Genomic DNA, 22,852 nt, shown 5'->3' with positions numbered 1-22,852 from the left:
ACAGATGATCAAAGCTTAAACTTGAAGTTTCTGCAAGTCGGCATGGAGTTTTAGAAATAAAGGGTGGTATTGGGTGACGAGGAGCGGGGCCTGCTTCCGGATATGACCCCCTGAAGCTCTCCTTCTAAACTAAGGCTGGCACCAGGCCACCGAGGTGAGCGTAAAGGGGAAAGCGATCGCAGAGGTCAGCCACCCGTTGCAGGCACTGCTGCTCCACCACTGCATCGTCGGGGTTCAGTAGGCGATCGGCAATGATATCGGCGATCGCGGCAAACTGATCACGGCCCAAGCCCCGAGTGGTCATCGCTGGCGAGCCCAACCGCAGACCACTGGTGACAAAGGGAGACTCAGGATCGTAGGGCACCGTGTTTTTGTTGGCCGTGATGTTGACACCACTGACCAGTTGATCGGCCCGTTTGCCAGTCATGCCAATGGAGCGCAAATCCACCAGCACGAGGTGGTTATCGGTGCCATTAGACACCACCTTAAAGCCCCGACTTTGGAGCTGGGCAGCTAGCCCCTGGGCGTTGGCAATCACCTGGGCCGAGTAAGTTTTGAACTCAGGCTTGAGAGCTTCTCCAAAGGCCACTGCTTTGGCCGCAATCACATGTTCCAGGGGACCGCCTTGGGAGCCAGGGAAGACCGCCTTGTCAAACTTTTTGCCCAGGTCGGCATCGCGGGTGAGAATCAGGCCACCCCGGGGACCGCGCAGGGTCTTGTGAGTGGTGGTGGTCACCACGTCACAGTGGGGCACTGGGTTGGGATGATAGCCAGCGGCGACCAACCCAGCAATGTGGGCGATGTCCGCCAGCAGGTAAGCGCCCACCTCGTCGGCAATCGCCCGGAACTGCTCAAAGTCGATGGTGCGGGGGTAGGCGGAATAGCCGCAGATGATCAGCTTGGGGCGGTGCTCTAGGGCTAGGGCACGGATTTGGTCAAAGTCCAGCTGTTCGGTCTCACGGTTAACCCCGTAATGGCAGACCTTGAACCATTTACCCGAGACGTTCACCGGCGATCCATGGGTCAGGTGCCCCCCGTGGGACAAGTCCATGCCCATGATGGTGTCCTCTGGTTGCAGCAGGGCCAGGAACACCGCAAAGTTAGCCTGAGCCCCGGAGTGGGGTTGCACATTGGCATGGGCCGCCCCAAACAGGGCTTTGGCTCGGTCAATGGCCAGCTGTTCGGCTTCGTCGACAAACGCACAACCACCGTAATAGCGTTTTCCAGGTAGCCCTTCGGCATATTTATTTGTCAACACTGACCCCTGGGCCGCAAGGACGGCTGGAGACGTAAAATTTTCACTGGCAATTAGCTCCAGATGCTGGCGCTGCCGTTGCAGCTCGCGCTGCATTATGTCAGCCAGTTGTGGATCAGTCTGAAGTAGAAAGTCGAAGTTAGTTTGAGGCACAGCAGGGCTCCCGGCAACCGTTAGTACTCATGCAGTCTATTATCTTATCCGGGCTAGCCGGTCTTTGGGTACTGACCTGCCATGGATCCCTAAGAATTGATGAGTTTGATTGAACTTGCAGAAAAATGTTACAGATTGCAACATATAATCTTAGGAGATTAAGGCGTCGCTTTAATGCGATTTTCCCTTAAGGGATGGATAGCGATATGGCTACACTGCTGAGTATCAGCAGGTTTGCCAAGCTGTGAATAGCAGTCAGTAGTAGCAGTATCCTCTGGTTTTAACCCCTGGTTTTGAAAGGAGGTGGTTACGCTATACCCGTGCTTGACCAAATCATCGCCTTGATCGCGTCAACCACCGACGGCAGTGTAATCTCGGGTGCATTAGGCCAATTTCGACTGTTTTGCCAAAGTTGGGTGCAGTTGTGAGAGGCTAGGTTAAGCAGATTCGCCTGTGGTCGGTTTGAGATTTACCTTCTCCAGTTTGGGACATTGATGCTGCAACTGACTGATTCCCCCCCCGCTCAATCGTTATCCTCCATTGAGGATGCTTACGAGCTGTGTCGTCGCGTCACAGCAAAGTATTCCAAGACGTTTTACATGGGCACCATGCTGATGGCCCCGGCCAAACGCCGAGCCATTTGGGCCATTTATGTGTGGTGTCGCCGAACGGACGAATTGGTTGATGGCCCCCAAGCGCAATTCACCAGCGAAAAAACCCTTGATCGCTGGGAGGCTCAGCTGGAGTCGATCTTTGCTGGCTGCCCGGTGGATGACGAAGATGTGGCGCTGGTGGATACCTTAGAGCAGTTTCCCCTCGATATTCAGCCCTTTCGAGATATGATTGCTGGTCAACGTATGGACCTACATCAGTCTCGCTATCAAACCTTTGAGGAGCTTGAACTGTACTGCTATCGGGTGGCCGGTACGGTGGGGCTAATGTCGACGACGGTGATGGGAGTTGACACCCAACTGCAAACGGCTCCCTGGCATCGCCCCGAGACCCTAGACCCCACCCAGCAGGCGATCGCCCTGGGAATTGCCAACCAACTCACGAATATCCTGCGCGATGTGGGGGAAGATGTTCGCCGGGGCCGAATTTACCTGCCCCTGGATGATTTAGCCGCCTTTGACTACAGCGAGGCCGACCTGATGGCCGGGGTGGTAGACGATCGCTGGCGGGCTCTGATGGCCTTTCAAATTCAGCGAGCTCGCCAGTTCTATGCCGAGGCCGAGACCGGGATTGGCTTGCTCAGCGATGATGCCCGCTGGCCGGTATGGTCGGCCCTGGCCCTGTACCGCAAGATTTTGGACGTGATTGAAGAAAACGACTACGACGTGTTCACCAAACGGGCTTATGTGCCGTCGGTGCGCAAGCTGCTGACTCTGCCGGGCACCTTGCTCAAAGCAAGAGTGCTGTAAGCATTGGACTTACGGCAGAAAGGCAGAGGCCAGCAACCTGAGTTCAAGGTAAGAAAATTTTCTGTACAAGCAAACTCATTGTCCCCTCCTGGGAGGGGTAGGGGTGGGTTATCTTCTGGGGGGGTAGGGCTACGCCAGCCCTGAATGCTGGCTGAGTGGATTTTCATTAAGATATGTATAGGGTTCACTCAGGGCCCTACTGTCTGTTATTTCTGCTCCAGTCTTATGGTTGCTCCATCTTCACCTCCTACGGCCCAGGCTGATGCTGTCGGCTCAGACCCCTGGCAGATTAAGTTGCTCTACGACGGCGACTGTCCCCTGTGTATGCGAGAAGTTAACTTCTTACGCCAGAAGGATCAGGGGCGCGGGTTGGTGGCCTTTACGGACATTGCCGACGAAGCTTACGATCCGGCAGAGAACGGCGGGGTGGACTTTGCCACCGCCATGGGTCGCATCCATGCGGTGTTGCCTGATGGCACTGTGGTTAACAATGTTGAAGTGTTCCGTCGGGTGTATGACGTTCTGGGCATGGGCTGGATCTATGCCCCCACCCGCTGGCCCATCCTGGGGCCACTGGTGAACTGGCTGTACGGCCTGTGGGCCGACTGGCGTTTGGCCCTGACCGGGCGGCCTAGCTTGAAAACAATTTTGGCTGCACGGGAGGCTCGGTTGCAGGAAGGCTGCGGCGATCGCTGTCAGGTGCTTTAGGGGACAGGTTTTAGGTAACAGGTGACAGTGTTAGCCGTAGGGTGCATTGCTGCGCTAATGCACCAAGGAAACAGGGGGTTGAGGCGAAGCTCCGCCCACGCGCAGCAATGCCCCAATGAAAAACAGGCGATTAGATATTACAGAGAACGCAAGCCGTTGATCAGCCCCTGGCAGACCCCCGTGAAGAACGCTAAATCCAGGGTATCGATGGTGTCTGTGGGTTGGTGGTAGTGGGGGTTCCGCAAGTCAGCGGTGTCGGTCACCATAATCGCCGGATAGTCCAGGTCCCAGAAGGGCGCATGATCGCTCCGGCGGCTATCCGGGACGATGTGCCCCCGTCGAATCATCGGTAGCCACTGGCTACGCACCCCTGCCTGTCGAAACCCCCACCAGAGCTGCACCATGGTCGGAATCGCTGACCATGGGCCAATTTGAGCAATATAATTTCCCTGGTGAGGATAGAGGTAAGCCAACCCTGGTGGGTAGCGTTGGGAGTGGGGTTGGTGGCAACAGTAGCCCAACATCTCTAGGGATAGCATCAGTCCCAGGGGCGTCTGCCGCTGGTGCAGGTGCTGGACATAGCAACGGCTGCCCACTAAGCCTGATTCTTCCAGATCAAAGGCAACCAGCCGCACGGGCGATCGCCCCGGCTGTTGGGCCAAGGCCCGTCCAATCTCGAGCAGGGCCGCCACCCCCGTAGCATTATCGTCCGCTCCAGGGGAGCCGGGCACCGAGTCGTAGTGGGCGCCAACTAAGATTAGTGGTCGGTCTGGCTGTCTCCCGGGCAGATCGAGGATCCAGTTATGGTGGGTACGCCCCTGGACGGTAAAGGCGTGGGATTCCACCGTGCCCCATTGGGCGAACTGCTGCTGAATGTACTGCTGCACAAAAAAGTGATGGGCTGAGGCGAAGTAGGGATCACGATCGCGGCTGAGTTGTTCCAGGTGGCGGGTCAGGCGGGTTTGCAGGTCATTCACGGGATATCGGCTCCTGGTCGCTTAAGGCGTGGGATCAATGACAGCTGAAACCCTGATAGGATAAGCCCGGCGGCCTTTTCTGCCAAGCCGCTGGGTTTAAGTCGGGTTATTAAGGGCCTCAAAGCCAGAAACAATATCCAGCAGTTCGCCGGTGATTGAGTTTTGCCGTTGCTGCCGATAATCTGCATTTAGATCCGCCAGGCGTTCTTCAATGTTGGTTTCTGCGGCCTGCATTGACATCAGCCGCCCAGCATTTTCGCTGGCCAGGGATTCAACCGTCGCCCGATAGAGGGAAACAAACAAATGCTGCCGGATCAGGGCAGACAACAATGACTCCCAGTCTTGGTTGAGGGTGGGTAAGGCTGGGGAAGACCAGGGGCGTTGCTCTAGATCGTTCAGCCAATCGCGATCGATCGGAAATAGGGACAGGACTGACGGTTGATAGGTGGTGGTTGATTGCAGTTGGTTGTAAAACAGCAAAATTTGAGTCACGTTTTGGTGGAGCCGCCATTGCTCGATTGTCTGTAAAAGGTCTTGGAGCAGATGGGGGGTGCCCGCCAGGGAACTGGGCAGGGAAAACGAGGTTTGGACCGGTTGATTGGCGACGCCTAGGTAGGGAATCAGCCTGGCTCCCACTGCCGCTAGGCGACGGCGATCGGGTTGAATGTGGCGATGACCGAGTTGGTCTAGGGCGTAGGTGACGATGTGTTCATTGAACGGCCCACATAGCCCATGATCCGATCCAAAGAGAACTACCCCTACCCAGCCCGACTTTGGCTCTGGCGAGGCCAGGGACATTAGCCCCTGAGGAGGATCCGCAAACCGTCGATGGTACAGCAGGGCCTGGAGCCCCAGTTCCACGGTGTGGTTATAGGCACTTAGGGAGGTTCTAGCTTGCTCATACTGACGAATGCTCACCATTGCTAGGGATTTCATGGTTCTGACGACGGCCTGCAGGTCTTCAATGCTGCTGATTTTTGTGCGAAGGGCGTCGAGGGTAAGCATGGGGAAGGTTTTGGGTTTTGAGTGTTGTAAGTCCTGGGGACTGGCGTTGCCTACGCACAGTGTCTCAGGAGGAAAAATTCTGAGTTTTGCATTCCGCCATCCCCTCTTGGCAGGCCTGTACTGTTCGCGTAGCGACCCCAGACGGTGTCCTGAGCTTGTCGAAGGAGGGGTAACTTGTCGAAGTCGGTAGGGGTGGGTTCCTTGAATTTTGACATCATGGGGCGATCGCGGCTTTCAACTGGGGCAGGAGGGTGTCCAGATCAGTGTCGGTCAGGGGGTCTCCCTGGTGAATGCGATCGCATAAATCCGGTAGGTGACCGCTGATGGCTTGGGTCAGCTGTTGCTCTACGGCACTGATGTGATCGAGGGAAACAGCATCTAGTAGCCCGTGGGTGACCGCCAGCAAGACGGCGATCTGTTCAGCGGCACTGAGGGGTTGAGATTGGGGCTGTTTCAGCACTTCGCGGATACGGCGACCCCGTTCTAGGGTTTTTCGCGTGGGTTCATCCATCTGGGTGCCAAAGCGGGCAAACACTTCCACCTCTTGAAATTGGGCATAGGACAGCCGTAACTTTCCGGCTATCCCTTGGTAGGCGGAAAGTTGGGTTTTGCCCCCCACCCGCGACACAGATTTACCCACATCCACCGCTGGGAAAATGCTTTTCTGAAACAGATCGGGGGAGAGGTAGATCTGCCCATCGGTAATGGAGATCAAGTTGGTGGGAATATAGGCCGAGAGGTTTTGGGCCTGGGTTTCGATGATGGGCAGAGCGGTGAGGGAGCCGCCGCCCAACTCGGAACAGAGGTGGGTAGCCCGTTCTAACAGGCGGGAATGCAGATAGAAAATATCGCCGGGGTAAGCCTCACGACCAGGGGGGCGGCGCAGCAGCAGCGAAAGCTCGCGGTAGGTGCGGGCATGGTGGGTGAGGTCATCGTAGACAATCAGGACATCTCGTCCCTGCTCCATAAAGTACTCGGCCATGGTGGTGGCCCCATAGGGGGTAATGTATTGCAGCCCCAGAGGATCTTGGCCGGCGGCGACCACCACAACAGTGTAGTCCATGGCCCCGTGCTGGCGTAGGGTAGCAATAACCCGGGCGATCGCCGCTGACCGCAGCCCAATGGCGCAGTAAATGCAAACCACATCCTGATCCGCCTGGTTGAGGATGGTGTCGATGGCGATCGCGGTTTTGCCCGTCTGGCGATCGCCAATGATCAACTCTCGCTGGCCCCGCCCGATGGGGATCAGGGCATCCACCACCTTCAGCCCGGTTTGCAGGGGCACGGTGACGGGGGCGCGATCGAGAATGGCCGGAGCTTCTCGCTCCACCGGGCGGCGTTCGGCCATGTCCAGCACACCTCCCCCATCCAGGGGTTGCCCCATAACGGTGATCACCCGTCCCAGCAGGGCCTCGCCCACCGGCACATCCATCACCCGCTCAGTACGGTAGACCTGATCGCCCGCTTGCAGGTACTGGCTGTCCCCCAGCAAAATCACCCCGACTTCCTCGGGGTCGAGGTTAAAGGCAATGCCCAGCAGCGGCCCCCCGCCTGAGCCTACCCCCACCCGAGGAAAGCACACCAGTTCATCGGCGCACACGCCGGGCAATCCTGTGATCCGGGCAATGCCAGGACGCACTGACTGCACCAGGCCCGTTTCCCGCAGGACCAGGGGGGCGGCATAGTCGGCTAAAACCTGTTCGATAGTGGCACAGGCCTTAGTGCAGGCGGCCTGCACCTGCTGAGAGGCGAGGGTCATGGTGGGCGGTTTCTTCCTGGGTAAGGGCGGTGGAAAGGCGTTGTTCTAGGGTGTGCAGGTAGGTGTCTAGGCTCCAGACGATTTCCTGCCCAGCGAGTTTGAGGTCGATGCCGCAGAGCAGGCTGGGGGTGTTGGCAAAGTCGATGGGCTGGGAGACCGCAAACTGGGCTTGCAGTTGGTCGATGACCTGCTGGCGCAGGTCGGGCGACAGCTCAAAACTGCTGCGAATCAGAATCGGCTGATCACTTTGGTCCAGGGCTTGGGCGATTGTCTCGTGTTGGGCCGGATCTAAATGACGCAGGCGATCGCAAAACACCTCCACAATCTGCCGCTCTAGATCGGCATTGGCCAGATCGCCCAGGGCCTGACGGGCGATCGCGGTGATTTGGTGAATCACCTGCTGCCGCAGGGTGCGCAAAAACGCCTCCTGCTCTTGGTGTAGGTCGGTCTGCCAGGCGGCCCGCTGGTCGCTCATCTCCTGGCGCACCTGAGCCAGTTGGTGCTGGCGCTCTTGGGCGGCGGCAGCGTGGGCCTGGGCCAGCATTTCGGCCCGCTGCTGCTGGAGATCTTGTTGCTGCTGCTGGTAGGTATCAAGCGCCTGTTGGGCCTCGGCCTGAAGACGCTCTGACGCTTGCCAGCGCTCTTCAATCAGCGCCTGGCGTCTGTGCATGACCTTGAGAATGGGTTTGTAGAGAAACCACCGCAGTAGCGCCACCAAAATCAAAAAGTTGAGAATTTGGGCAAAGACGGTGAACCAGTTAATTAGCACCTTAGTTCCCCGAAAAATAATTCCAAAACGGATTGACAAACAGCAAAATCATCGATACCACCAGGCAGTAAATCGCGGTTGATTCGACCATGGCTAGGCCGACAAACAGGGTCCGGGTAATGGTGTTAGTTTTGTCGGGCTGCTGGGCGATCGCCCCTAGGGCGCGGGCCACCGCCATTCCTTCCCCCAAGGCGGGGCCAATGGAACCAATGGCGATGGTCAAACCGGCGGTCACGATCGCCACCGCCCCAATTAGCGCTAAATCACTCATGGTTAGTTCCCTCAGTAGATATTGGATACTGTTGTTGCTGCACCTGGGTGGCTGACGCAATGTAAACCAGGGCCAGCACCGCAAACACGTAGGCTTGAATCAGACCCAGAATCAGGCCTAATACCTGCATCACCACCGGTACAAACAACGGAATCAACGACAGCAAAATAGCCGCCAGTAAGTTGCCGCTCATGATATTGCCAAACAGCCGCACCGCCAGAGCCAGAGTGCGCGAAAATTCGCCAATAATCTGAAAGGGCAGCATGATCGGGGTCGGCTCCAGGTAACTTTTGAGGTAACGCCCCAGTCCTTGTTGACGAATGCCATAGATCGGCACCGCCACAAACACACAGAGGGCTAGGGCGGTTGTCGTCGATAGAGAGCCGGTTGGCGTCTGATACCCCGGCACCACCATCAGCACATTAGCGGTGACGATGAACAAAAATAGCGTTCCTACAAACGACAGGTAGGGTTCTGGGTCTTGCTGGGTAATGTCTTTGATTTGCTGGTAGATGCTGTCTACCACAAGTTCTAAAACATTCTGCCAGCGCGGCAGGGGGGGGCGCACTAAGAGTTGCCGCGTCACCCAGGCCGAAACCCCGACCAGAAAGATCATCGTTAGCCAGGTAAAGACCAGGGTGGCGTTGATCACAACGGGCGATCGGGCGAAGTAAATGAGGTTGTCGGGGCTAATTTCCATAGGCTGTTGCTAAGGGCACCTAGTTCAGTATCACCTATACCTCTATTTGGTTTGGCCAAGCGTTACGCGGAGTTACGTTGGCCAAAGAGAGCCCAGGATTCTGGCTGAAGGGCGTCTGGCTAGGTCATTGTTTCGGCTGCGCCAGGGATGTCGCTTCGCTAGTGGTCGGCACTGGGATGGGGTGGCACCAATCGCTTGGCTCCACGAGTACAGAAAGACAGAAGGAAGAAGGATGAAAAGGTATTACTTGTCATACGAGGGTTCCTGTCTTATGCAAGAGAACTAAGCCGTTCAGACAAGTTCCATATCATGCAGATTCTGATCTCGGAACTAGCCCAGCAGGAAACGGATTTAATTAAATCTGGAAGGCTTAGCCAATCGAAAGATCTGGCTCAAAAGCTTGGGACCCACAAGGCAAGTGCTGCATCCATCTTCAGGCAGGATGCGCGAATTAACCTTCGGCTTTCTTCAAAAGATCTCCGTGCTCTGCAAACACGAGCATTGCAGGATGGCATCCCTTACCCAACACTGATATCCAGTATTTTGCCCAAATCCGTCATCGATCAACTCATCGAAAAGTCGACTAATCAATGGTTCCACCGCCTACCTCTCCTAGAGCAGCCTGGGGTCGCCAGCGGGCAATCAGCAGCGTGCGGGCGATCAAAAACCCGGCCAGGGCGATCAGTAACCGTTGCCAATGGCCACCCACGATTAAATAAAACCCCAGCAGCACCACACTTAACCGGGCCAACCCACTGCCGACCATCAGCAATACAGGATGGGGACTGCTTACCAATCGCTGCACGGTAAACCACAAAAAACTGAAGTAAAAGAGGCCTAACCCAAAACCAATGGGGAGTGCGAATAAATCAGGTAGTAACGTGTGAATCAAAAGGTTCATGGTGATATTCCTCCATCGGTACAAGTCATAGTAGGGTCTTTAGATGATTCAAGATTGGCAAGATACCGTGGATGTCATTGGTCTCGCTCCTGCTGAATCCAGTACCAGGCGCTCCAGCAGCCCAGCACCAGACCCACAAACAACAGCATCAGCGTCCATGAGTAGGGGCTGGGCCAGCGGTGGTCAATCCAGCGGCCCAGGGCAATACCCACCAACGTGGGCACCATCACTGACCAGCCCACCATGCCAAACAGTCCCAGCCCAGCCCAAAGGCTGCGATCGCCTTCCCGCTGGGCCTTCACTTTACGCCTCGACTTAGCCTCCACTTGCTGTTCAAACAAACGCCGATCGCGGTCAGAATCATCGGGTTCTCTGGGGTGATCCGCAGGGTTAGATGGTTTCATGCTAGCCTCCCAGGTCAATAAACTCGCGTACAAGGCTGGTTTCCAAGCGGGTCAACATACTGCGGGCCCGCTGTTCTCGCTCGTCTAGCTGATGAAATTGTTGCTGCACCGCCTGTTGTAAGGTGTCCAGATGATCGCCCTGCACCGCCTGCCGCACGGAAACCCACACCGCCGCTCCTTGCTTCACCAGCACCCCTTCATCGACGGCCAAGAACACTGTTTCGTGGGCTTCTGACTCGAAGGCAAACAGGCCAGGCACCAGGGGAGTGACGATATCGACATGGTGGGGCAGTAGGCAAAAGCTGCCACTGACCCCCTCTGCTGCCACCTTCAGCACGGGCTGATCGATCACAACTTCGGTGGGACGTAGGAGCTTTAGGTGCATTAAGCGGTCACCTCCTGAATATCACCAACCATATACAGGGTAGATTCAGGATAGTCCGCGAACTCATCGTTGAGGATGCGCTCACACCCCTCTAGGGCCGCGTCTAAGCTTACCAGCCGCCCCGGCTTGTTGGTAAATTGCTCGGTCGAAAAGAAGGGCTGGGTTAAAAACCGCTCTAGGCGGCGGGCACGGTAGACAATTTGGCGATCCCCCGCCGCCAGTTCCGCCATCCCCAGCATGGCGATCATGTCTTTCAGCTCGTCGTAGGTGGCCAGGGTTTGGCGCACGGCCAGGGCCGTGTCATAGTGGCGCTTCCCGGCGATTGCAGGCATCAGCATCTTCGAGCTGGAGCGCAGTGGGTCAACCGCTGGGTAAAAGCCCTCGCTGGCCCGCTTGCGCGACAGCACAATCGAGGCCGACAGATGGCCAAAGGTATGCACCGCCGCCGGGTCGGTAAAGTCGTCGGCCGGCACATACACCGCCTGCACCGAGGTAATTGCCCCGGTGCTGGTACTGCTAATCCGTTCCTCCAGTCCGGCTAGCTCCGTTGCCAGGGTCGGCTGGTAGCCCACCCTTGAGGGCAGTTCCCCCATCAAACCCGACACTTCCTGCCCCGCCTGAATAAACCGGAAAATATTGTCGATTAGCAGCAGTACATCCTGGTGGGCATCGTCCCGGAAGTATTCCGCCATGGTCAGGGCCGCATGGCCGACGCGAAACCGGGCACCGGGCGGTTCGTTCATTTGACCAAACACCATCACGGTTTGGTCTAGCACCCCGGCGGCCTGCATCTCGTGGTAGAGCTCCTCGGCCTCGCGGCTGCGCTCGCCAATGCCGCAAAACAGGCTAATGCCCTGGTGCTGACTCACCATGTTATGGATCATCTCGGTGATCAGCACCGTTTTGCCCACCCCGGCCCCGCCAAACAGCCCCGTTTTGCCGCCACGCTCAATGGGGGCCAGCACATCAATCACCTTGATCCCGGTTTCCAGAATTTCCGATTGGGTAGACTGCTGCATCAACGGAACTGCCGCCTGATGGATCGATCGCCAGGCCACCTGCTCTAGGGGATCTCGCTTGTCGATGGGAGTGCCAAAGACATTAAACATGCGTCCCAGTAAGGCGTGGCCAACCGGCACCTGCAAGGATTGTTCCTGGTCCACGACTGGCGCTCCCCGGGCCAAGCCCGGGGTGGGGGTGAGGGCAATACCCCGCACCATGTCGGCGCTCAGGTGAGCCACCACTTCCACCACCACCTGACCATCCTCTCCAGCATTCAGCCGATTCAGGTAGCCGGGCAGTTGTTTGGGAAACCAGGCATCCACCACACTACCCCGCACCGAGACCACGGTACCCACATTGGTCAAGGTCGGGGGAAGGGCCTGTGCCATCAACGTAGGGGTTGGAGACTGCGGTTGATGGCCTCGAGATCAAACCATTCCGGGTCAAACTCGTCGCCAATCCATTCCACCATGTCCCCATGATCAGGATGGTTCGGATCGCCGATGGCCTCCAGGAAATTGCCATAGCCCCAGATGCCGCCGCAGTCTTCGGGGGGGCAGGCCCGTTTTCCCTTAATGCAAACGGGGTAGCGGGTATCTGAGTCGGGCTCCAGGATTTTTTCCACCAGAATTTGGTGCTCCCAGCTGTCGCCCATGTCGTAAACATAGGAGAATTTAAACTTCTCGCCAGAAACCACCTTATTGAGCTTGGTCTTACGCTCATCCCGCACATCCCAATCGTATTCGGGCATGGGCTGACCATAGGATTGCCCTTGCACTTCAAATTCGTGCAGGTGACAGTTGTACCAGCCCATGGCCAACTGAATAACCTGGTGCAGATCTCCTAAGGTGATGTCACTGGGTACTTGCACCCGCCGCCAAATGGGCGGGCGAGCCCCTCTGAGGCTAATTTTGAGTTGATAGATAGCTGAAGCAGCCTTTTTTTTGCCCATACTTTTTGCTGATACGATGAACTGATTAATCGGCTTAGCCCTATCCTAAATCGAAATTTCTAGGGATCGCGGTTGACCACAGCTCTCGTTACAATGCAGGGAATACTGACCCTGACCTACTGCTGCAGTGACTGGCCATGGCGATTACGTCCCAGCAATACGAAACCTTGCTATCGACCTGTACCGATCACCAGGGCGCCCTGGAGTTGTTGAGGGGGTACCGACCCTACCTGGAGGCGGTACCGAGTATGCGGCGGCCCCAGGACAGCATTTTGACCCTACCGCTGCCTAACATTCGGGTGCGAGAAGCCACTCACCTCAATCCCCATAGCCCAGCGATACAACCTGGAGCAGTGGTAACCCTACCCTGTGATCTGGCCCTGCTAATGTGTGACCCCGAATGGAAAATTAAAACCGGGGTGGAAATTTTTATCTATATCCATCGACCCCAGGAGGACTTTTCAGCCCTACTGATGCGCTGGCGTCATACTCAAATTCTCTGCGATCGCGGTTATGAGTGGCTACTGCCCCAGCGTTATAGCCACTTGCTTAGCGATGGTACCGATACGAATCATGCTCTGTTTGTGGTGTTTCCCGAAACTCCCGCCCACATTCTCAAAGGGCTACAGGGGGCGGGGCTACCGACGGTCACCCTACCCTTTGCAGCGGAGGTTGCGGCTGACTCTAAATCTCAAACTGACCTGGACCTGGGAGACATTCCAGAACTCGACGGTATCGACACCAGTGCCCTCGAAACCCCCGATGACTAAGATCCCGATTTGGCGCTGGGGGCGTTGGTATCTACTGGGGTTTTTGGCCTTGCGATTGCTGTTCTGGGGGGTCACCTTCCCCAACCCCGATGAAGCCTATTACTGGCTGTGGGGACAGCATCCGGGGTTGTCCTACTACGACCATCCCCCCTTCCATAGCTGGGTGCAGGGGCTGTTTGCCGCAGGGCTGGGGCGCTCGACCCTGGTGCTGCGGCTGCCCAATCTGCTTAGCACCGCCCTGTTGGGCTGGGCCTATTGGCAGATCTGTCGCTATTTATACCCGGGAGAAGGGGCCGATCGATTGGGGCTGGTGGTGCTCTTGGGCCTATCGTCGCCCCTGTTCTTTTTGTTTCTAGCCCTGGCCTGGCACGACCACTGGCTCATCACCTTTGCGGTACTCAGTAGCCTGTGTTTTGTTCAGTTTGCCGATGCCTACCGGGCCACCGGGGCGGGCGATCGCCGATGGTTGTTGGGAGCCGCTCTGTGCTTGGGGCTGGCCGGACTGTGCAAATACAATGCGGTGTTTGTGGGTCTGGGGTTTTTGGCAGTGATTTTAAGCGATCGCCAGCTTCGACCACTACTGCGCGATCGCCAGTTATATCTAGCCCTGGCCCTGCTGTTGCTGGTGCTGTCCCCCATCCTGGGGTGGAATCTGCAGCACGACTTTTTCTCCTTTCGGTTCTATCGCGATCGCACCGCTGGGGCTGACCAATTTACCCTTAACTGGCTACAACCCCTGGGGTTTTTGGCCCTCTGTGGGTTGATTCTGGGGCCGATTCAGACCTGGGCCATCGGCAAACGGGCCTGGCAAGGGCAACGACCAGGACAGTCCACAGCCCCCACCTCCTGCTATTCTGCCCTGGCCTGGTGGATGTTTGGCCTATCCACCGCCGCCTTCACCGCCCTCTCCCTGGTGTCCGTGGCTGTGTACTACTGGAATATTTTGGCCTACCCCCTGCTATTCCCCCTGCTCAGCCAGGTCTTCTACCGGGCTGATGGGGGACTAACCCGGCGGCGGCACTTGGCGATCGCCCAGGGCCTGGGCCTCTTCGTCGCGGCTGCCCTGGTGTTTCACTACACGGTAATACCGTTCACCGCCCTGGGGGGAGAGGCGGACCCCGACAGCGCCGCCCTCTACGGCTGGGACTCGATCGCCGCCGCTGTCACCACCCAAGCTGCCGGGCTGGACCAGCCCCTGCTGCTGACCACCGACTACCGCTCCGCCTCGGCCCTGGCTTACGTCTTAGACGATCCTCAGGTGCTGGCCATTTCAGGCCGCATCGACCAGTTCGACTTTTGGTACGATAGTGCCGCTCTGGAGGGCCGGGACGCCGTTCTCCTGGGGGAAAGCTGGCACCCCATCTGCCCCGCTCACCTGGCCATGTTTGAGCGGGCTGACCCGCCGCAAACCCTGGAGATCCGCCGCTGGGGTCGGGTCTTACAAACCTACGAACTGGTGACGGGGTATGGCTTTAAGGCAGGCCCCCCCGGCTATCCCCTTCGTCCCGATTATCCCCTGGCCTTCACCTCCGATGGCGAGCAATGTGCCCCTTAACTGGCCCCTTAACTGGCTAACGTAACCGGGCCACAGCCGCCTCAGCCATGGTCACAACCCATCCTGGGATAGACGTTGCCTGTGGTTAGTTAGGTGAATATACTGAATATCATCGTTGCTGAAACCGCCATGCTAGACCTCGTGCAGGCCACCGTCCGACCATTGCTGCTAGACGAGCAGGTGCTAGAAGTAGCCTACAAGTTATATCTCAAGGCCCCTAAAGCTTCCCTGCCTGCCATTAGCATTCAGACGTTAGTGCAGCAAACCGGGAAAAGTCCGCTGCAGTGTCGCAATGCCATTGTCGAAGCCAACACCTTGGGGCGCTTCCCTAACTGCGAGCTGCACCCCTAGTGGTCTGTCAAGCTAGAAGCGCTTTGCAAAAGCCTTTTGTCTTCATTGAGGTTGCCTCAACACAGCAAGACTTAACTGTCCCCTCCCACGGAGGGTTACCCAAAGGGCGGGTTGGGTCTCTTTGGGCTTGGATTGACCTACTCTACCCCTCCCAGGGAGGGGATTTCGGAGCCCTAGCGTAAATCGTCAGGCATCGGCCCTGGCTGTACGTCCAGGGAGCGCTCAGTGCCATTGCGACTGATGGACAGGGTGAGGCGATCGCCAATGTCACTGTTTTCAACGGCGGCTTGCACCTCGGCTGGTTCAGTCATGGGCTTACCATCGATCGCCTTGATCACATCGCCCACTTGCAGGCCAGCCTCGCGGGCCGGGCTATCTTGCAATACCCGCACAATCAGGACCCCTGACTCCCCATCGTGCTTCAGGTTCAAGCCTTCTTCCTGGTTCACCCGATCCACCATTTCAGGGGACATGGTCACCATTTGAATACCGAGGAAGGGATGCTCCACCTCGCCAGTTTCAAACAGCTGATCGGCAATGCGCTTAGCGGTTTCGATGGGGATGGCAAATCCCAACCCCTGGGCATTGGCGCGAATGGCCGTATTCATGCCAATCACTTCCCCTTGGTCGTTTAGCAAGGGGCCACCAGAATTACCGGGATTGATCGCCGCGTCGGTTTGAATGAACTGCACCCGCTTATCGGGGATGCCCACTTGGTTACTGGTACGTCCCAGAGCACTGATGATACCAGCAGTAACCGTATTGTCTAGGCCTAGGGGATTGCCAATCGCGATCGCCCATTGCCCTGGGGATAGGTTCTCCGTACTGCCCAGCTGCACCGAAGGTAGATCGGTGGACTCGATTTTCACCACTGCCACGTCAGTCACTGTGTCAATACCCACCACCTGTCCATCAAAGGTGCGTCCATCCCGGAGGGTAACTTCTACGGTATCAGCCCCTTCAACTACATGGGCATTGGTCAGAATTTGACCGTTGCTGTTCAAAATAAAACCCGAGCCTGTGCCTTGTTCTAAACGGTCTGATTCCAGCTCGGGGGGCATTTCATCCCCAAAGAAGCGACGAAAGAAAGGGTTATTCAAGCCATCAGGGGCCATGGACGACACTGACCGCTCGGCGTCAATGCGCACCACCGCTGGGCCAACTCGCTCCACAGCCGCCGCAATAAAATTGGCCCCATTAAACCCCACTGGCACCTGAGCCGTGGTCTCGGGGGCTGGCTCTACCAGGGTACGCAAGGAGGTTGGTACCGTCTGGGCCACATCCCCCTGGTCGAGGGACACAGCCGCTTCCGAGGATGGCACTGCCTCTGACACATAAGAATGCGCTGCCCATCCAGCGCCGCCGCCTGCGACCAGTGCAGCCGAAAGCCATACCAATTGCTTTGGAAAGGGTTGCTTTGGTAACGGACCCATTATCTTTCCTCGCTGTGTCACGGCCAAGCCGGTTCTCGTTCTCTATATAAATACTAACCCTGGTTAACCGGATACAGGGTATACCTATGCTAAGGAACTAGCCCCGAATAACATTAAGTCATACTGCCCTTAATGTAGCGAATATTCGCTCCGATGAAAGCATTTCAACCGCTGCCAAATGCCCAACTGTACTCGCCAATGGGGTCCCTTCTCAGGAAATTTTCGTTGCCAGCCCTAGGTTCAGGACTAAGTCCCGTTGATGATGAGGCTGGTTGATTATGATTGGACTATTGATATTTTTTGCTGAGTGCCATGGTTCCCCTGACGTTAAAGCCCGCTACTGGTGTTGTGATGGGCATCATTGTTGCTGGAGGACTGGGGATAGGGCCAACCCCCCCGGCGATCGCAGACCAAGAGACGGAAACCCGCGGGCAGACTAACACTTGTCGAGCCCCAGTCCTATCGCGCCTAAGCCAACACCGGGTAGCCCCAGGGGAAACCTTAGAGTCCATTGCCCAGGACCACAACTTGCTACCCACCACCATCATGGGGTTGAATCCCTCTGCCCAAGATGGCCAGGTAGTCGCAGGCCAAGAGCTGGTGATTCCTCCTTATAATGGCATTCGGGCTAGTGTGGCCGCTGGGCAAACCTGGGCGAACGTAGCAGAAGCTTACCAAAGCCGCGCCGACCTGCTATTTGAGATGAATGGTTGCACCAGCACTGTGCCCAGCACCATTTTCGTCCCTGGGGTCAATTGGTTCCCGGGTATTCGCACAGCGGTAAATGCTAACAGCGGCCCCGCTAACGAGACCTCTAGCCGCAGCCCCTTGCAGGGATATCCACTACCGACTCCGGCTCCGGTGGTGTTGAACTATGGCTGGCAACCGGATGCGAATCAGGACCAAGTGGTGTTTAACACTGGCATTGGCCTATCCAGTCCAGCCGATACCCCGATATTGGTTGTCGGTCCTGGCACGGTTGCCTTTGCCGGAGATGACCCGGTCTACGGCAAGCTAGTGGTGGTGAACCATGCCCAAGGGTTGCAGACCCGCTATGCTAACTTGGCCAATGTCAAGGTGTCTGTGGGGCAGTCCCTCCGCCAGGGAGATACTTTAGGGCAGTTGGCAGCTACGAATCAGAGCCCTGATTCCATCCTCTTTTTTGAAGTGCGCCTAAATTCGGCCCAGGGATGGGTGGCCCAAAATCCGCGAAATTTTGTGCCCAAGCTAGCGCAGCTTTAGTGCCCTGAGACCCTGAGATCAGGGTTTGAGGCTGTGCCATCCGGCCAACACCGCTTACAATGGGCAGCATGTGCACTACTCACGTAACTGGTTGACTTGTCCATGGGGCCATTATGGTGCAGCATTCTTTGAACTCATCCCGTCGCCCTCGATCAGGGTCTGCGGAGCCACAGTTATTTACTGAGTCCCGGGAACCGGCGTTCATGTCTCGGCTGTTCTGGGCTCAGCTGTTGACGTATCGCTCCATGTTTTTGCTAGGGGGGCTATGGTTTGGGCTGATTTGCGTCTCGGCGGTCGCCTATAACCGCCTGATGTTTACCGAACCGCCGATTTCTGAGGCTGCCCCTGCTACAGCTGAACGAGTAGCACCGCCTACGGTGGTGTTCAGAGATCAGCTCCCTCAGGCCCCTGACGCCTCCCCACTGTCTCCTGACCAGGAGGCGGTAACTGAGTCGTCGAGTCGTCGCTTCAGCGGTGGCATCACCACCTGGGGATTACTGAGCTTAGTCGGCCTGTGTAGCTTTGGCTGTTTTGTGATTGCCCAACAGGCGAAAGCACCACCGCGACCGGTACGGCGCAAGCGACGCCCCACGGCGAAGCGACGCCCCACCCCCAAACTTCCCCCCCAGCCAAAGCGATTGTCCCCCTATTCCCCCCAGCGGGATGGGGTGGTGGTACCGGGCAAGGCAGCGCTTGAGGCGGCGATCGCAGCCGATCAACCCAAGCCAGAGGCGGCCCTTGTCCGCGCTCAGATCAATGGGTCTGAGCGCAATGGGTCTGAGCGCAATGGGTCTGGCGTCCAGCCTGTTCCGCCAACCTCGTCAGGGGCACCGTCAGAGGTACCTCCAGGGGCACCCCTGGCTACCTCTCCTGCGGGGCCCCATCAGCCGATGGTCATCCCTGATAATGAAGCCCTGCCCCTAGACTGGTCTGAGGCCAGCATTGCCCACACCCTCGACCTGCGGCAGCGACGTTCCCTATCGTCGTTGATGTAGGATACAGCGGGGTCTTGAGCCAGCTTCCCGTAATCTACCACCCCAACTATGTGGTGCCCTTGCCCCCTGGCCATCGGTTTCCGATGCCGAAGTTTAAACTGCTGTGCAATCGCCTGTTGCAAGACGGCGTAATTACCCCCGACCAAATTTACCAACCGGGGGAACCACCCCAAGACTGGCTAGAGCTGGTGCACCATCCCGACTATGTGCAGGGCTACCGCCAGGGTACCCTCGACCCCAAAGCCCAGCGCCGCATTGGCCTCCCCTGGAGCCCCGCCCTGGTAAAACGCACCTGCACCGCCTTGGGGGGTACGATTCTGACCGCTAAGCTGGCCCTGGAACAGGGGCTGGCCTGCAACACGGCCGGGGGCACCCACCATGCCTTCCCCGACTATGGAGCCGGGTTTTGTATTTTTAACGACCTGGCGATCGCCACCCGAGTCCTCCAAAAACAAGGCCGCGTCAACCGCGTGCTAATTCTCGATCTGGACGTCCACCAGGGGGATGGCACCGCCTGGATTTTTCGGGATGACCCCGGGGTGTTTACCTTTTCTATGCACTGCCAGGAGAATTTTCCGGCCCGCAAGCAGGTTAGCGATCTGGATGTGCCCCTGGCCCTGGGACTGGAGGATGAGGCCTATCTGCACTGTCTGGCCCAGTACCTGCCGGATTTGCTGACCCAGGTGCAACCGGATCTGGTGCTCTACGACGCCGGTACCGACCCCCACCGGGATGACCTGCTGGGTAAGCTGGCCCTGAGCAATACGGGGATCTATGGGCGCGATCGCTATGTGCTAGAAACCTGCGTCAAGGCAGGCTACCCCGTCGCCTGTGTGATCGGCGGCGGCTATGGCAAAGCCATGGATGACTTGATCTTTCGCCACTCACTGCTGCACCGGGCGGCGGCAGAGGTGTACTTGGCCCATCGACTATAGGAAGCGACAAGCTAAGTTTGGGCCTGAATGAGCAATTCCTCGACGGCAACGTCGATGTTTGGGAACGCCAGCGGTGCGATCGCCCCCGTCTGAAAACTTTGCACCGTCGTATAGTGGCCCGCCTGTAGGGTAACCCCGTCAACCATAGGTAGTTAGGGAAACTTTGCCCGCTGGGTTGAAACTATAATAAGACGACCCCAAGAGCACCATCGGGCATGGCAGACGAGGCGCTAAATGTATTTATCTCCTACTCCCATCGGGATGAAGGACTCAAGGATGAGCTGGTTAACTACCATCTAAAGCTGCTGCTGCGAGAGGGCAAAGTCAGCACCTGGCAAGACCGCCAGATCGAAGCCGGAGCTGAGTGGGCCACAGAGATAAAAACCAACCTGGAAAAAGCCGATATGGTGCTGCTCCTGATTACTCGCCACTTTTTGGCCTCTGACTATTGCTACGAAACCGAAATGCAGAGGGCCGTTCAGCGTCACCAGGAAGGCACCGCCAGGGTAATTCCGATCATCCTAGAAACCTGTGGCTGGCAATACAGCCCGTTCCAGAAGCTTCAGGTATTGCCCAAAGATGGTAAACCTATTACCCGCTGGCCAGACAGAGCCGAAGCCTTCTTTGATGTAGAGCAAGGTCTACGCCAGGTGGTTAACTCCCTGAATGCCCAGCGAGAAGCGGAAAAATTGAAACGACAGCAAGAAGAAACTGACCGATTAGAACGAGAGAAACAAGAACAGGAGAGACTGGCCGCTGAGCAACACCGGCTAATGCAGGCCGAAACCCAGCGATGGAAACAGGAAAATCGACAGAAAGATCTACTTTCTGTGGAGCAAAAAGAGACCGAATATCAAGAATCAGAAGAACGCATTGAAGGGACTGAGCAGCCAAGCCGGGATGAGGGAATGCCAGCATCAGAAATCTTTACCGATCGACGAAAAGTTCTTTGGTGGCTTGTAGGTAGTCTAGGGTGGGTAGTAGCTTTGATATCTACAACTAGTAGATTTTTTAGGCCAGCTTTGCATCCTACTATTCATAAGGACGATCTACTTCTAAGTGCCACTGAGAAGAGTGGTACTGATATAAGTAAAGAGAAAAGTGGTTCTGAGATAGACGATTCGAATGTTTCGTCAGACAAAAAAAGTAAACATGCTTTTAGCTTTGGATGGCTTGACATGGTGGCTCTAGTTTTAATACCAGCACTAATTTTTGGCCCAAAGATGTTACCTGATATTGGTCGTAGTTTGGGTAAAGCTATTAAGGGATTTCAGGATGCTTCCCGAGAGTTTGAGGAAGAGTTTAAAAAGGAAGCAGCGAGGGTGGAAGCTGAGGCAGTGGAGAGAAAAGAGGAAGATAATTGAAGGCTAGAAATAGGTAAAACTACAGATTTTATGCGCTCAAACATTGACCCTCAAAGAATAAATCAACTGATGCAAGTGTTGGGTAGAGAAGCCCGAGGTTCAGGCTGCATCTACTTTACAGGTGGCGCTAGTGCTCTCTTGGTTGGCTGGCGTAGTTCAACAGTGGATGTCGATATTCGTCTTGACCCTGAGCCTTCAGGTATTTTTCAGGCGATCGCGAAACTGAAGCAAGACTTAAACATTAATATTGAGCTAGCTTCTCCACAAGATTTTTTGCCTCCTTTGCCCGGATGGCGCGATAGAAGCGTATTCATTAGCAAACAGGGCTCAATTTCGTTTTATCATTACGACTTTACCTCTCAGGCTCTCTCCAAGCTAGCCAGAGGATTTGATCGGGATATTAAGGATGTTGAAGCTATGTATGCTCAGAACTTATTTTCTTTGGCAGACCTGAGAGATGGATTTGAGGTCATTGAACCGGAATTAATTAGATTTCCGGCTCTGAATCCTAATTTGCTTAGAAGCAAGGTTGAAAGTTTTATCGCACAGAAATTAAATAAAAGGCAGTCGAATGATGAGTCTCAATGATTTGCCGGGGGCAGAATTGATTTTGCCTGGATTAAACGATCTTCGCAACGGCAAGGCCCATACGATTGGCTCATTCCTGATCGCGATCGCCGCAACGCGCTTGAGTGCAGCAGGCTTGGACATTCCCACAGATAATTTAGCCCCAGAGCCAGAGCTGACCTTATACAACTATCTCGAACAGGAACGTGAAGATGCTTATATTTACTACAATGCGCTGTTAGCTCGTCTCAATAGCTTTTGCAGTGCTCTCGAACTTAGTTGTCCTGCCAAGGCATTAGATTAGGGCAAACAGGCTAAGCACCAGCGGTAGCAGTTTTTGGCGGGCTTCGGCCAGCTTTGAGGCATCGGTCAGGGTTTCGGTCATGCCCTTTAGGGTAGCGGTAGCGCCTATCCCTCAGGTCACAGGTCACAAACGCATCAGGGTAGTAGTAAAACTCGTCTCGGTAGTTGACTTTGACATTGCCCGAATAAAACTGGCAGTCTGAGTCAGCTCCCAAGTGGTTATCAATAGCTTTTAGCAGGTTAAAGGCAATGCGGTCATGGTTATCGGTGCTGCCCGCCATGGCATACACCAGACCTCGCCGATACTCATGGCGAATGTGGCTCTGTAGCTCAAGGGCCAGATATTGCTTGGGTGCGATGTAGTGGGGACAGCAAGCATAAAAGCAGGATTGGAAGGCTTGTTTGAATTCTATCGCTCCTGCGTAGCAATCATGCCCAGGGACAAAGCAAAAGCGCCCCCGGAAGGGAGCGCTTTGCGCTAATCAATCAATGGACTAGCCAAAACTAGCCGATGATTTCAGGAGCCTCAGCAGAAGCCAAGTCCAGAGGGAAGTTGTGAGCATTACGCTCGTGCATCACTTCCATCCCCAGGTTGGCGCGGTTGATCACGTCTGCCCAGGTGCCGATTACACGGCCTTGGCTATCCAGCACAGACTGGTTGAAGTTGAACCCGTT

Annotated in this window: 25 protein-coding genes and 2 pseudogenes; 11 read left to right on the top strand and 16 right to left on the bottom strand. The window is 56.2% G+C overall.

The window, feature by feature from the left end:
- Positions 1-124: 124 nt before the first annotated feature.
- Positions 125-1,408 (bottom strand): serine hydroxymethyltransferase, encoded by a 1,284-nt coding sequence (gene glyA, locus E1H13_RS20730; RefSeq protein WP_169616225.1) that lies wholly within the window; start codon positions 1,406-1,408, stop codon positions 125-127.
- A 494-nt stretch (positions 1,409-1,902) separates the two neighbouring features.
- Between glyA and crtB the strand changes: the two genes are divergently transcribed.
- Positions 1,903-2,829 (top strand): 15-cis-phytoene synthase CrtB, encoded by a 927-nt coding sequence (gene crtB, locus E1H13_RS20725; protein ID WP_169616223.1) that lies wholly within the window; start codon positions 1,903-1,905, stop codon positions 2,827-2,829.
- Between the two features lie 225 nt (positions 2,830-3,054).
- Positions 3,055-3,537 carry a DUF393 domain-containing protein gene (locus E1H13_RS20720; protein ID WP_169616221.1) on the top strand — a complete coding sequence of 161 codons (483 nt, stop codon included), beginning with the start codon at positions 3,055-3,057 and terminating at the stop codon, positions 3,535-3,537.
- A gap of 137 nt (positions 3,538-3,674) precedes the next feature.
- On the opposite strand, the gene E1H13_RS20715 is transcribed toward E1H13_RS20720, so the two are convergent.
- From E1H13_RS20715 to E1H13_RS20660, 11 genes are all read right to left on the bottom strand, one after another.
- On the bottom strand, positions 3,675-4,514 hold the full coding sequence (locus E1H13_RS20715) for a M28 family peptidase (RefSeq protein ID WP_169616219.1): 840 nt from the start codon (positions 4,512-4,514) through the stop codon (positions 3,675-3,677).
- A gap of 96 nt (positions 4,515-4,610) precedes the next feature.
- A complete protein-coding gene (locus E1H13_RS20710; RefSeq protein ID WP_169616217.1) occupies positions 4,611-5,519 on the bottom strand; it encodes a F0F1 ATP synthase subunit gamma in 909 nt (302 codons plus the stop codon).
- Positions 5,520-5,733: 214 nt separating this feature from the next.
- A complete protein-coding gene (locus E1H13_RS20705; protein WP_169616215.1) occupies positions 5,734-7,278 on the bottom strand; it encodes an alternate F1F0 ATPase, F1 subunit alpha in 1,545 nt (514 codons plus the stop codon).
- Positions 7,238-8,086 carry a F0F1 ATP synthase subunit B gene (locus E1H13_RS20700; protein ID WP_206070773.1) on the bottom strand — a complete coding sequence of 283 codons (849 nt, stop codon included), beginning with the start codon at positions 8,084-8,086 and terminating at the stop codon, positions 7,238-7,240. Before E1H13_RS20700 ends, E1H13_RS20705 begins: the two co-directional genes overlap by 41 nt.
- Positions 8,049-8,318, bottom strand: a complete 270-nt coding sequence (locus tag E1H13_RS20695; RefSeq protein WP_169616211.1) for a F0F1 ATP synthase subunit C — start codon at positions 8,316-8,318, stop codon at positions 8,049-8,051. Before E1H13_RS20695 ends, E1H13_RS20700 begins: the two co-directional genes overlap by 38 nt.
- Complete coding sequence (locus tag E1H13_RS20690; protein ID WP_169616209.1) at positions 8,311-9,018, bottom strand: F0F1 ATP synthase subunit A; 708 nt, start codon at positions 9,016-9,018, stop codon at positions 8,311-8,313. The genes E1H13_RS20695 and E1H13_RS20690 overlap by 8 nt, the downstream gene beginning before the upstream one ends.
- Before the next feature lie 583 nt (positions 9,019-9,601).
- Complete coding sequence (locus E1H13_RS20680; RefSeq protein WP_169616207.1) at positions 9,602-9,919, bottom strand: ATP synthase subunit I; 318 nt, start codon at positions 9,917-9,919, stop codon at positions 9,602-9,604.
- A 74-nt stretch (positions 9,920-9,993) separates the two neighbouring features.
- Positions 9,994-10,323 carry an AtpZ/AtpI family protein gene (locus E1H13_RS20675; protein WP_169616205.1) on the bottom strand — a complete coding sequence of 110 codons (330 nt, stop codon included), beginning with the start codon at positions 10,321-10,323 and terminating at the stop codon, positions 9,994-9,996.
- Position 10,324: 1 nt separating this feature from the next.
- Entirely contained in the window at positions 10,325-10,708 is a 384-nt protein-coding gene (locus E1H13_RS20670; protein ID WP_169616203.1) for a F0F1 ATP synthase subunit epsilon, read from the bottom strand.
- Positions 10,708-12,099: a F0F1 ATP synthase subunit beta gene (gene atpD / locus E1H13_RS20665; RefSeq protein ID WP_169616201.1), complete on the bottom strand. Its 1,392-nt coding sequence runs from the start codon at positions 12,097-12,099 to the stop codon at positions 10,708-10,710. The genes E1H13_RS20670 and atpD overlap by 1 nt, the downstream gene beginning before the upstream one ends.
- Positions 12,099-12,662, bottom strand: coding sequence for a plasmid pRiA4b ORF-3 family protein (locus E1H13_RS20660; RefSeq protein ID WP_169616199.1), 564 nt, complete (start codon positions 12,660-12,662; stop codon positions 12,099-12,101). Before E1H13_RS20660 ends, atpD begins: the two co-directional genes overlap by 1 nt.
- Before the next feature lie 137 nt (positions 12,663-12,799).
- Here E1H13_RS20660 and E1H13_RS20655 point away from each other — a divergent pair, with 137 nt between their 5' ends.
- The 3 genes from E1H13_RS20655 (at position 12,800) to E1H13_RS20645 (ending at position 15,338) form a co-directional block, all read left to right on the top strand.
- Positions 12,800-13,432, top strand: a complete 633-nt coding sequence (locus E1H13_RS20655; protein ID WP_169616197.1) for a hypothetical protein — start codon at positions 12,800-12,802, stop codon at positions 13,430-13,432.
- Entirely contained in the window at positions 13,425-14,987 is a 1,563-nt protein-coding gene (locus tag E1H13_RS20650; protein ID WP_169616195.1) for a glycosyltransferase family 39 protein, read from the top strand. Before E1H13_RS20655 ends, E1H13_RS20650 begins: the two co-directional genes overlap by 8 nt.
- A 129-nt stretch (positions 14,988-15,116) precedes the next feature.
- Positions 15,117-15,338, top strand: a complete 222-nt coding sequence (locus E1H13_RS20645) for a hypothetical protein (protein WP_169616187.1) — start codon at positions 15,117-15,119, stop codon at positions 15,336-15,338.
- Between the two features lie 173 nt (positions 15,339-15,511).
- Here the strand turns inward: E1H13_RS20645 and E1H13_RS20640 are convergent, their stop codons facing one another.
- Positions 15,512-16,660 carry an HhoA/HhoB/HtrA family serine endopeptidase gene (locus E1H13_RS20640; protein ID WP_347404199.1) on the bottom strand — a complete coding sequence of 383 codons (1,149 nt, stop codon included), beginning with the start codon at positions 16,658-16,660 and terminating at the stop codon, positions 15,512-15,514.
- A gap of 423 nt (positions 16,661-17,083) precedes the next feature.
- Between E1H13_RS20640 and E1H13_RS20635 the strand changes: the two genes are divergently transcribed.
- From E1H13_RS20635 to E1H13_RS20625, 3 genes are all read left to right on the top strand, one after another.
- Positions 17,084-18,013: a M23 family metallopeptidase gene (locus tag E1H13_RS20635; RefSeq protein WP_169616183.1), complete on the top strand. Its 930-nt coding sequence runs from the start codon at positions 17,084-17,086 to the stop codon at positions 18,011-18,013.
- Positions 18,014-18,216: 203 nt separating this feature from the next.
- A complete protein-coding gene (locus E1H13_RS20630; protein ID WP_169616181.1) occupies positions 18,217-19,008 on the top strand; it encodes a hypothetical protein in 792 nt (263 codons plus the stop codon).
- Between the two features lie 83 nt (positions 19,009-19,091).
- Complete coding sequence (locus tag E1H13_RS20625) at positions 19,092-19,943, top strand: histone deacetylase (RefSeq protein WP_169616250.1); 852 nt, start codon at positions 19,092-19,094, stop codon at positions 19,941-19,943.
- Positions 19,944-19,954: 11 nt separating this feature from the next.
- Here the strand turns inward: E1H13_RS20625 and E1H13_RS27750 are convergent, their stop codons facing one another.
- Positions 19,955-20,089 (bottom strand): hypothetical protein, encoded by a 135-nt coding sequence (locus tag E1H13_RS27750; protein WP_256378541.1) that lies wholly within the window; start codon positions 20,087-20,089, stop codon positions 19,955-19,957.
- 69 nt (positions 20,090-20,158) lie between these two features.
- Between E1H13_RS27750 and E1H13_RS27430 the strand changes: the two genes are divergently transcribed.
- Genes E1H13_RS27430 through E1H13_RS20605 form a run of 3 tightly spaced genes read left to right on the top strand, consistent with a single transcriptional unit; the run spans position 20,159 to position 22,178 of the window.
- Positions 20,159-21,307 carry a TIR domain-containing protein gene (locus tag E1H13_RS27430; RefSeq protein WP_240966760.1) on the top strand — a complete coding sequence of 383 codons (1,149 nt, stop codon included), beginning with the start codon at positions 20,159-20,161 and terminating at the stop codon, positions 21,305-21,307.
- A 30-nt stretch (positions 21,308-21,337) separates the two neighbouring features.
- Positions 21,338-21,895 carry a DUF6036 family nucleotidyltransferase gene (locus tag E1H13_RS20610; protein ID WP_169616178.1) on the top strand — a complete coding sequence of 186 codons (558 nt, stop codon included), beginning with the start codon at positions 21,338-21,340 and terminating at the stop codon, positions 21,893-21,895.
- A complete protein-coding gene (locus E1H13_RS20605) occupies positions 21,882-22,178 on the top strand; it encodes a hypothetical protein (protein WP_169616247.1) in 297 nt (98 codons plus the stop codon). The genes E1H13_RS20610 and E1H13_RS20605 overlap by 14 nt, the downstream gene beginning before the upstream one ends.
- 73 nt (positions 22,179-22,251) lie before the next feature.
- On the opposite strand, the pseudogene E1H13_RS27745 reads toward E1H13_RS20605, so the two are convergent.
- Both E1H13_RS27745 and E1H13_RS27420 read right to left on the bottom strand, forming a co-directional pair.
- Positions 22,252-22,590 (bottom strand): annotated as a pseudogene (locus tag E1H13_RS27745) (Uma2 family endonuclease); the annotation flags it as partial.
- 91 nt (positions 22,591-22,681) lie between these two features.
- Positions 22,682-22,852: pseudogene (locus E1H13_RS27420) on the bottom strand (photosystem II q(b) protein); the annotation flags it as partial.

Origin of the sequence: Nodosilinea sp. P-1105 (genome assembly GCF_012911975.1) — a bacterium.
Lineage (GTDB): Bacteria > Cyanobacteriota > Cyanobacteriia > Phormidesmidales > Phormidesmidaceae > Nodosilinea.
The sequence above is the reverse complement of the archived record's forward strand: the minus strand, read 5'-3'. Positions and strand labels throughout refer to the sequence as shown.

What these genes read in the sequence shown, in the direction of transcription:
- crtB (WP_169616223.1), top strand. Translation starts at nt 1,903, where the DNA reads ATGCTGCAACTGACTGATTCCCCCCCCGCTCAATCGTTATCCTCCATT.
- E1H13_RS20720 (WP_169616221.1), top strand. Translation starts at nt 3,055, where the DNA reads ATGGTTGCTCCATCTTCACCTCCTACGGCCCAGGCTGATGCTGTCGGC.
- E1H13_RS20710 (WP_169616217.1), bottom strand. Translation starts at nt 5,519, where the DNA reads ATGCTTACCCTCGACGCCCTTCGCACAAAAATCAGCAGCATTGAAGAC.
- E1H13_RS20705 (WP_169616215.1), bottom strand. Translation starts at nt 7,278, where the DNA reads ATGACCCTCGCCTCTCAGCAGGTGCAGGCCGCCTGCACTAAGGCCTGT.
- E1H13_RS20695 (WP_169616211.1), bottom strand. Translation starts at nt 8,318, where the DNA reads ATGAGTGATTTAGCGCTAATTGGGGCGGTGGCGATCGTGACCGCCGGT.
- E1H13_RS20690 (WP_169616209.1), bottom strand. Translation starts at nt 9,018, where the DNA reads ATGGAAATTAGCCCCGACAACCTCATTTACTTCGCCCGATCGCCCGTT.
- E1H13_RS20680 (WP_169616207.1), bottom strand. Translation starts at nt 9,919, where the DNA reads ATGAACCTTTTGATTCACACGTTACTACCTGATTTATTCGCACTCCCC.
- E1H13_RS20675 (WP_169616205.1), bottom strand. Translation starts at nt 10,323, where the DNA reads ATGAAACCATCTAACCCTGCGGATCACCCCAGAGAACCCGATGATTCT.
- E1H13_RS20670 (WP_169616203.1), bottom strand. Translation starts at nt 10,708, where the DNA reads ATGCACCTAAAGCTCCTACGTCCCACCGAAGTTGTGATCGATCAGCCC.
- atpD (WP_169616201.1), bottom strand. Translation starts at nt 12,099, where the DNA reads ATGGCACAGGCCCTTCCCCCGACCTTGACCAATGTGGGTACCGTGGTC.
- E1H13_RS20660 (WP_169616199.1), bottom strand. Translation starts at nt 12,662, where the DNA reads ATGGGCAAAAAAAAGGCTGCTTCAGCTATCTATCAACTCAAAATTAGC.
- E1H13_RS20655 (WP_169616197.1), top strand. Translation starts at nt 12,800, where the DNA reads ATGGCGATTACGTCCCAGCAATACGAAACCTTGCTATCGACCTGTACC.
- E1H13_RS20650 (WP_169616195.1), top strand. Translation starts at nt 13,425, where the DNA reads ATGACTAAGATCCCGATTTGGCGCTGGGGGCGTTGGTATCTACTGGGG.
- E1H13_RS20645 (WP_169616187.1), top strand. Translation starts at nt 15,117, where the DNA reads ATGCTAGACCTCGTGCAGGCCACCGTCCGACCATTGCTGCTAGACGAG.
- E1H13_RS20635 (WP_169616183.1), top strand. Translation starts at nt 17,084, where the DNA reads ATGGTTCCCCTGACGTTAAAGCCCGCTACTGGTGTTGTGATGGGCATC.
- E1H13_RS20630 (WP_169616181.1), top strand. Translation starts at nt 18,217, where the DNA reads ATGTCTCGGCTGTTCTGGGCTCAGCTGTTGACGTATCGCTCCATGTTT.
- E1H13_RS20625 (WP_169616250.1), top strand. Translation starts at nt 19,092, where the DNA reads ATGCCGAAGTTTAAACTGCTGTGCAATCGCCTGTTGCAAGACGGCGTA.
- E1H13_RS27750 (WP_256378541.1), bottom strand. Translation starts at nt 20,089, where the DNA reads ATGGTTGACGGGGTTACCCTACAGGCGGGCCACTATACGACGGTGCAA.
- E1H13_RS27430 (WP_240966760.1), top strand. Translation starts at nt 20,159, where the DNA reads ATGGCAGACGAGGCGCTAAATGTATTTATCTCCTACTCCCATCGGGAT.
- E1H13_RS20610 (WP_169616178.1), top strand. Translation starts at nt 21,338, where the DNA reads ATGCGCTCAAACATTGACCCTCAAAGAATAAATCAACTGATGCAAGTG.
- E1H13_RS20605 (WP_169616247.1), top strand. Translation starts at nt 21,882, where the DNA reads ATGAGTCTCAATGATTTGCCGGGGGCAGAATTGATTTTGCCTGGATTA.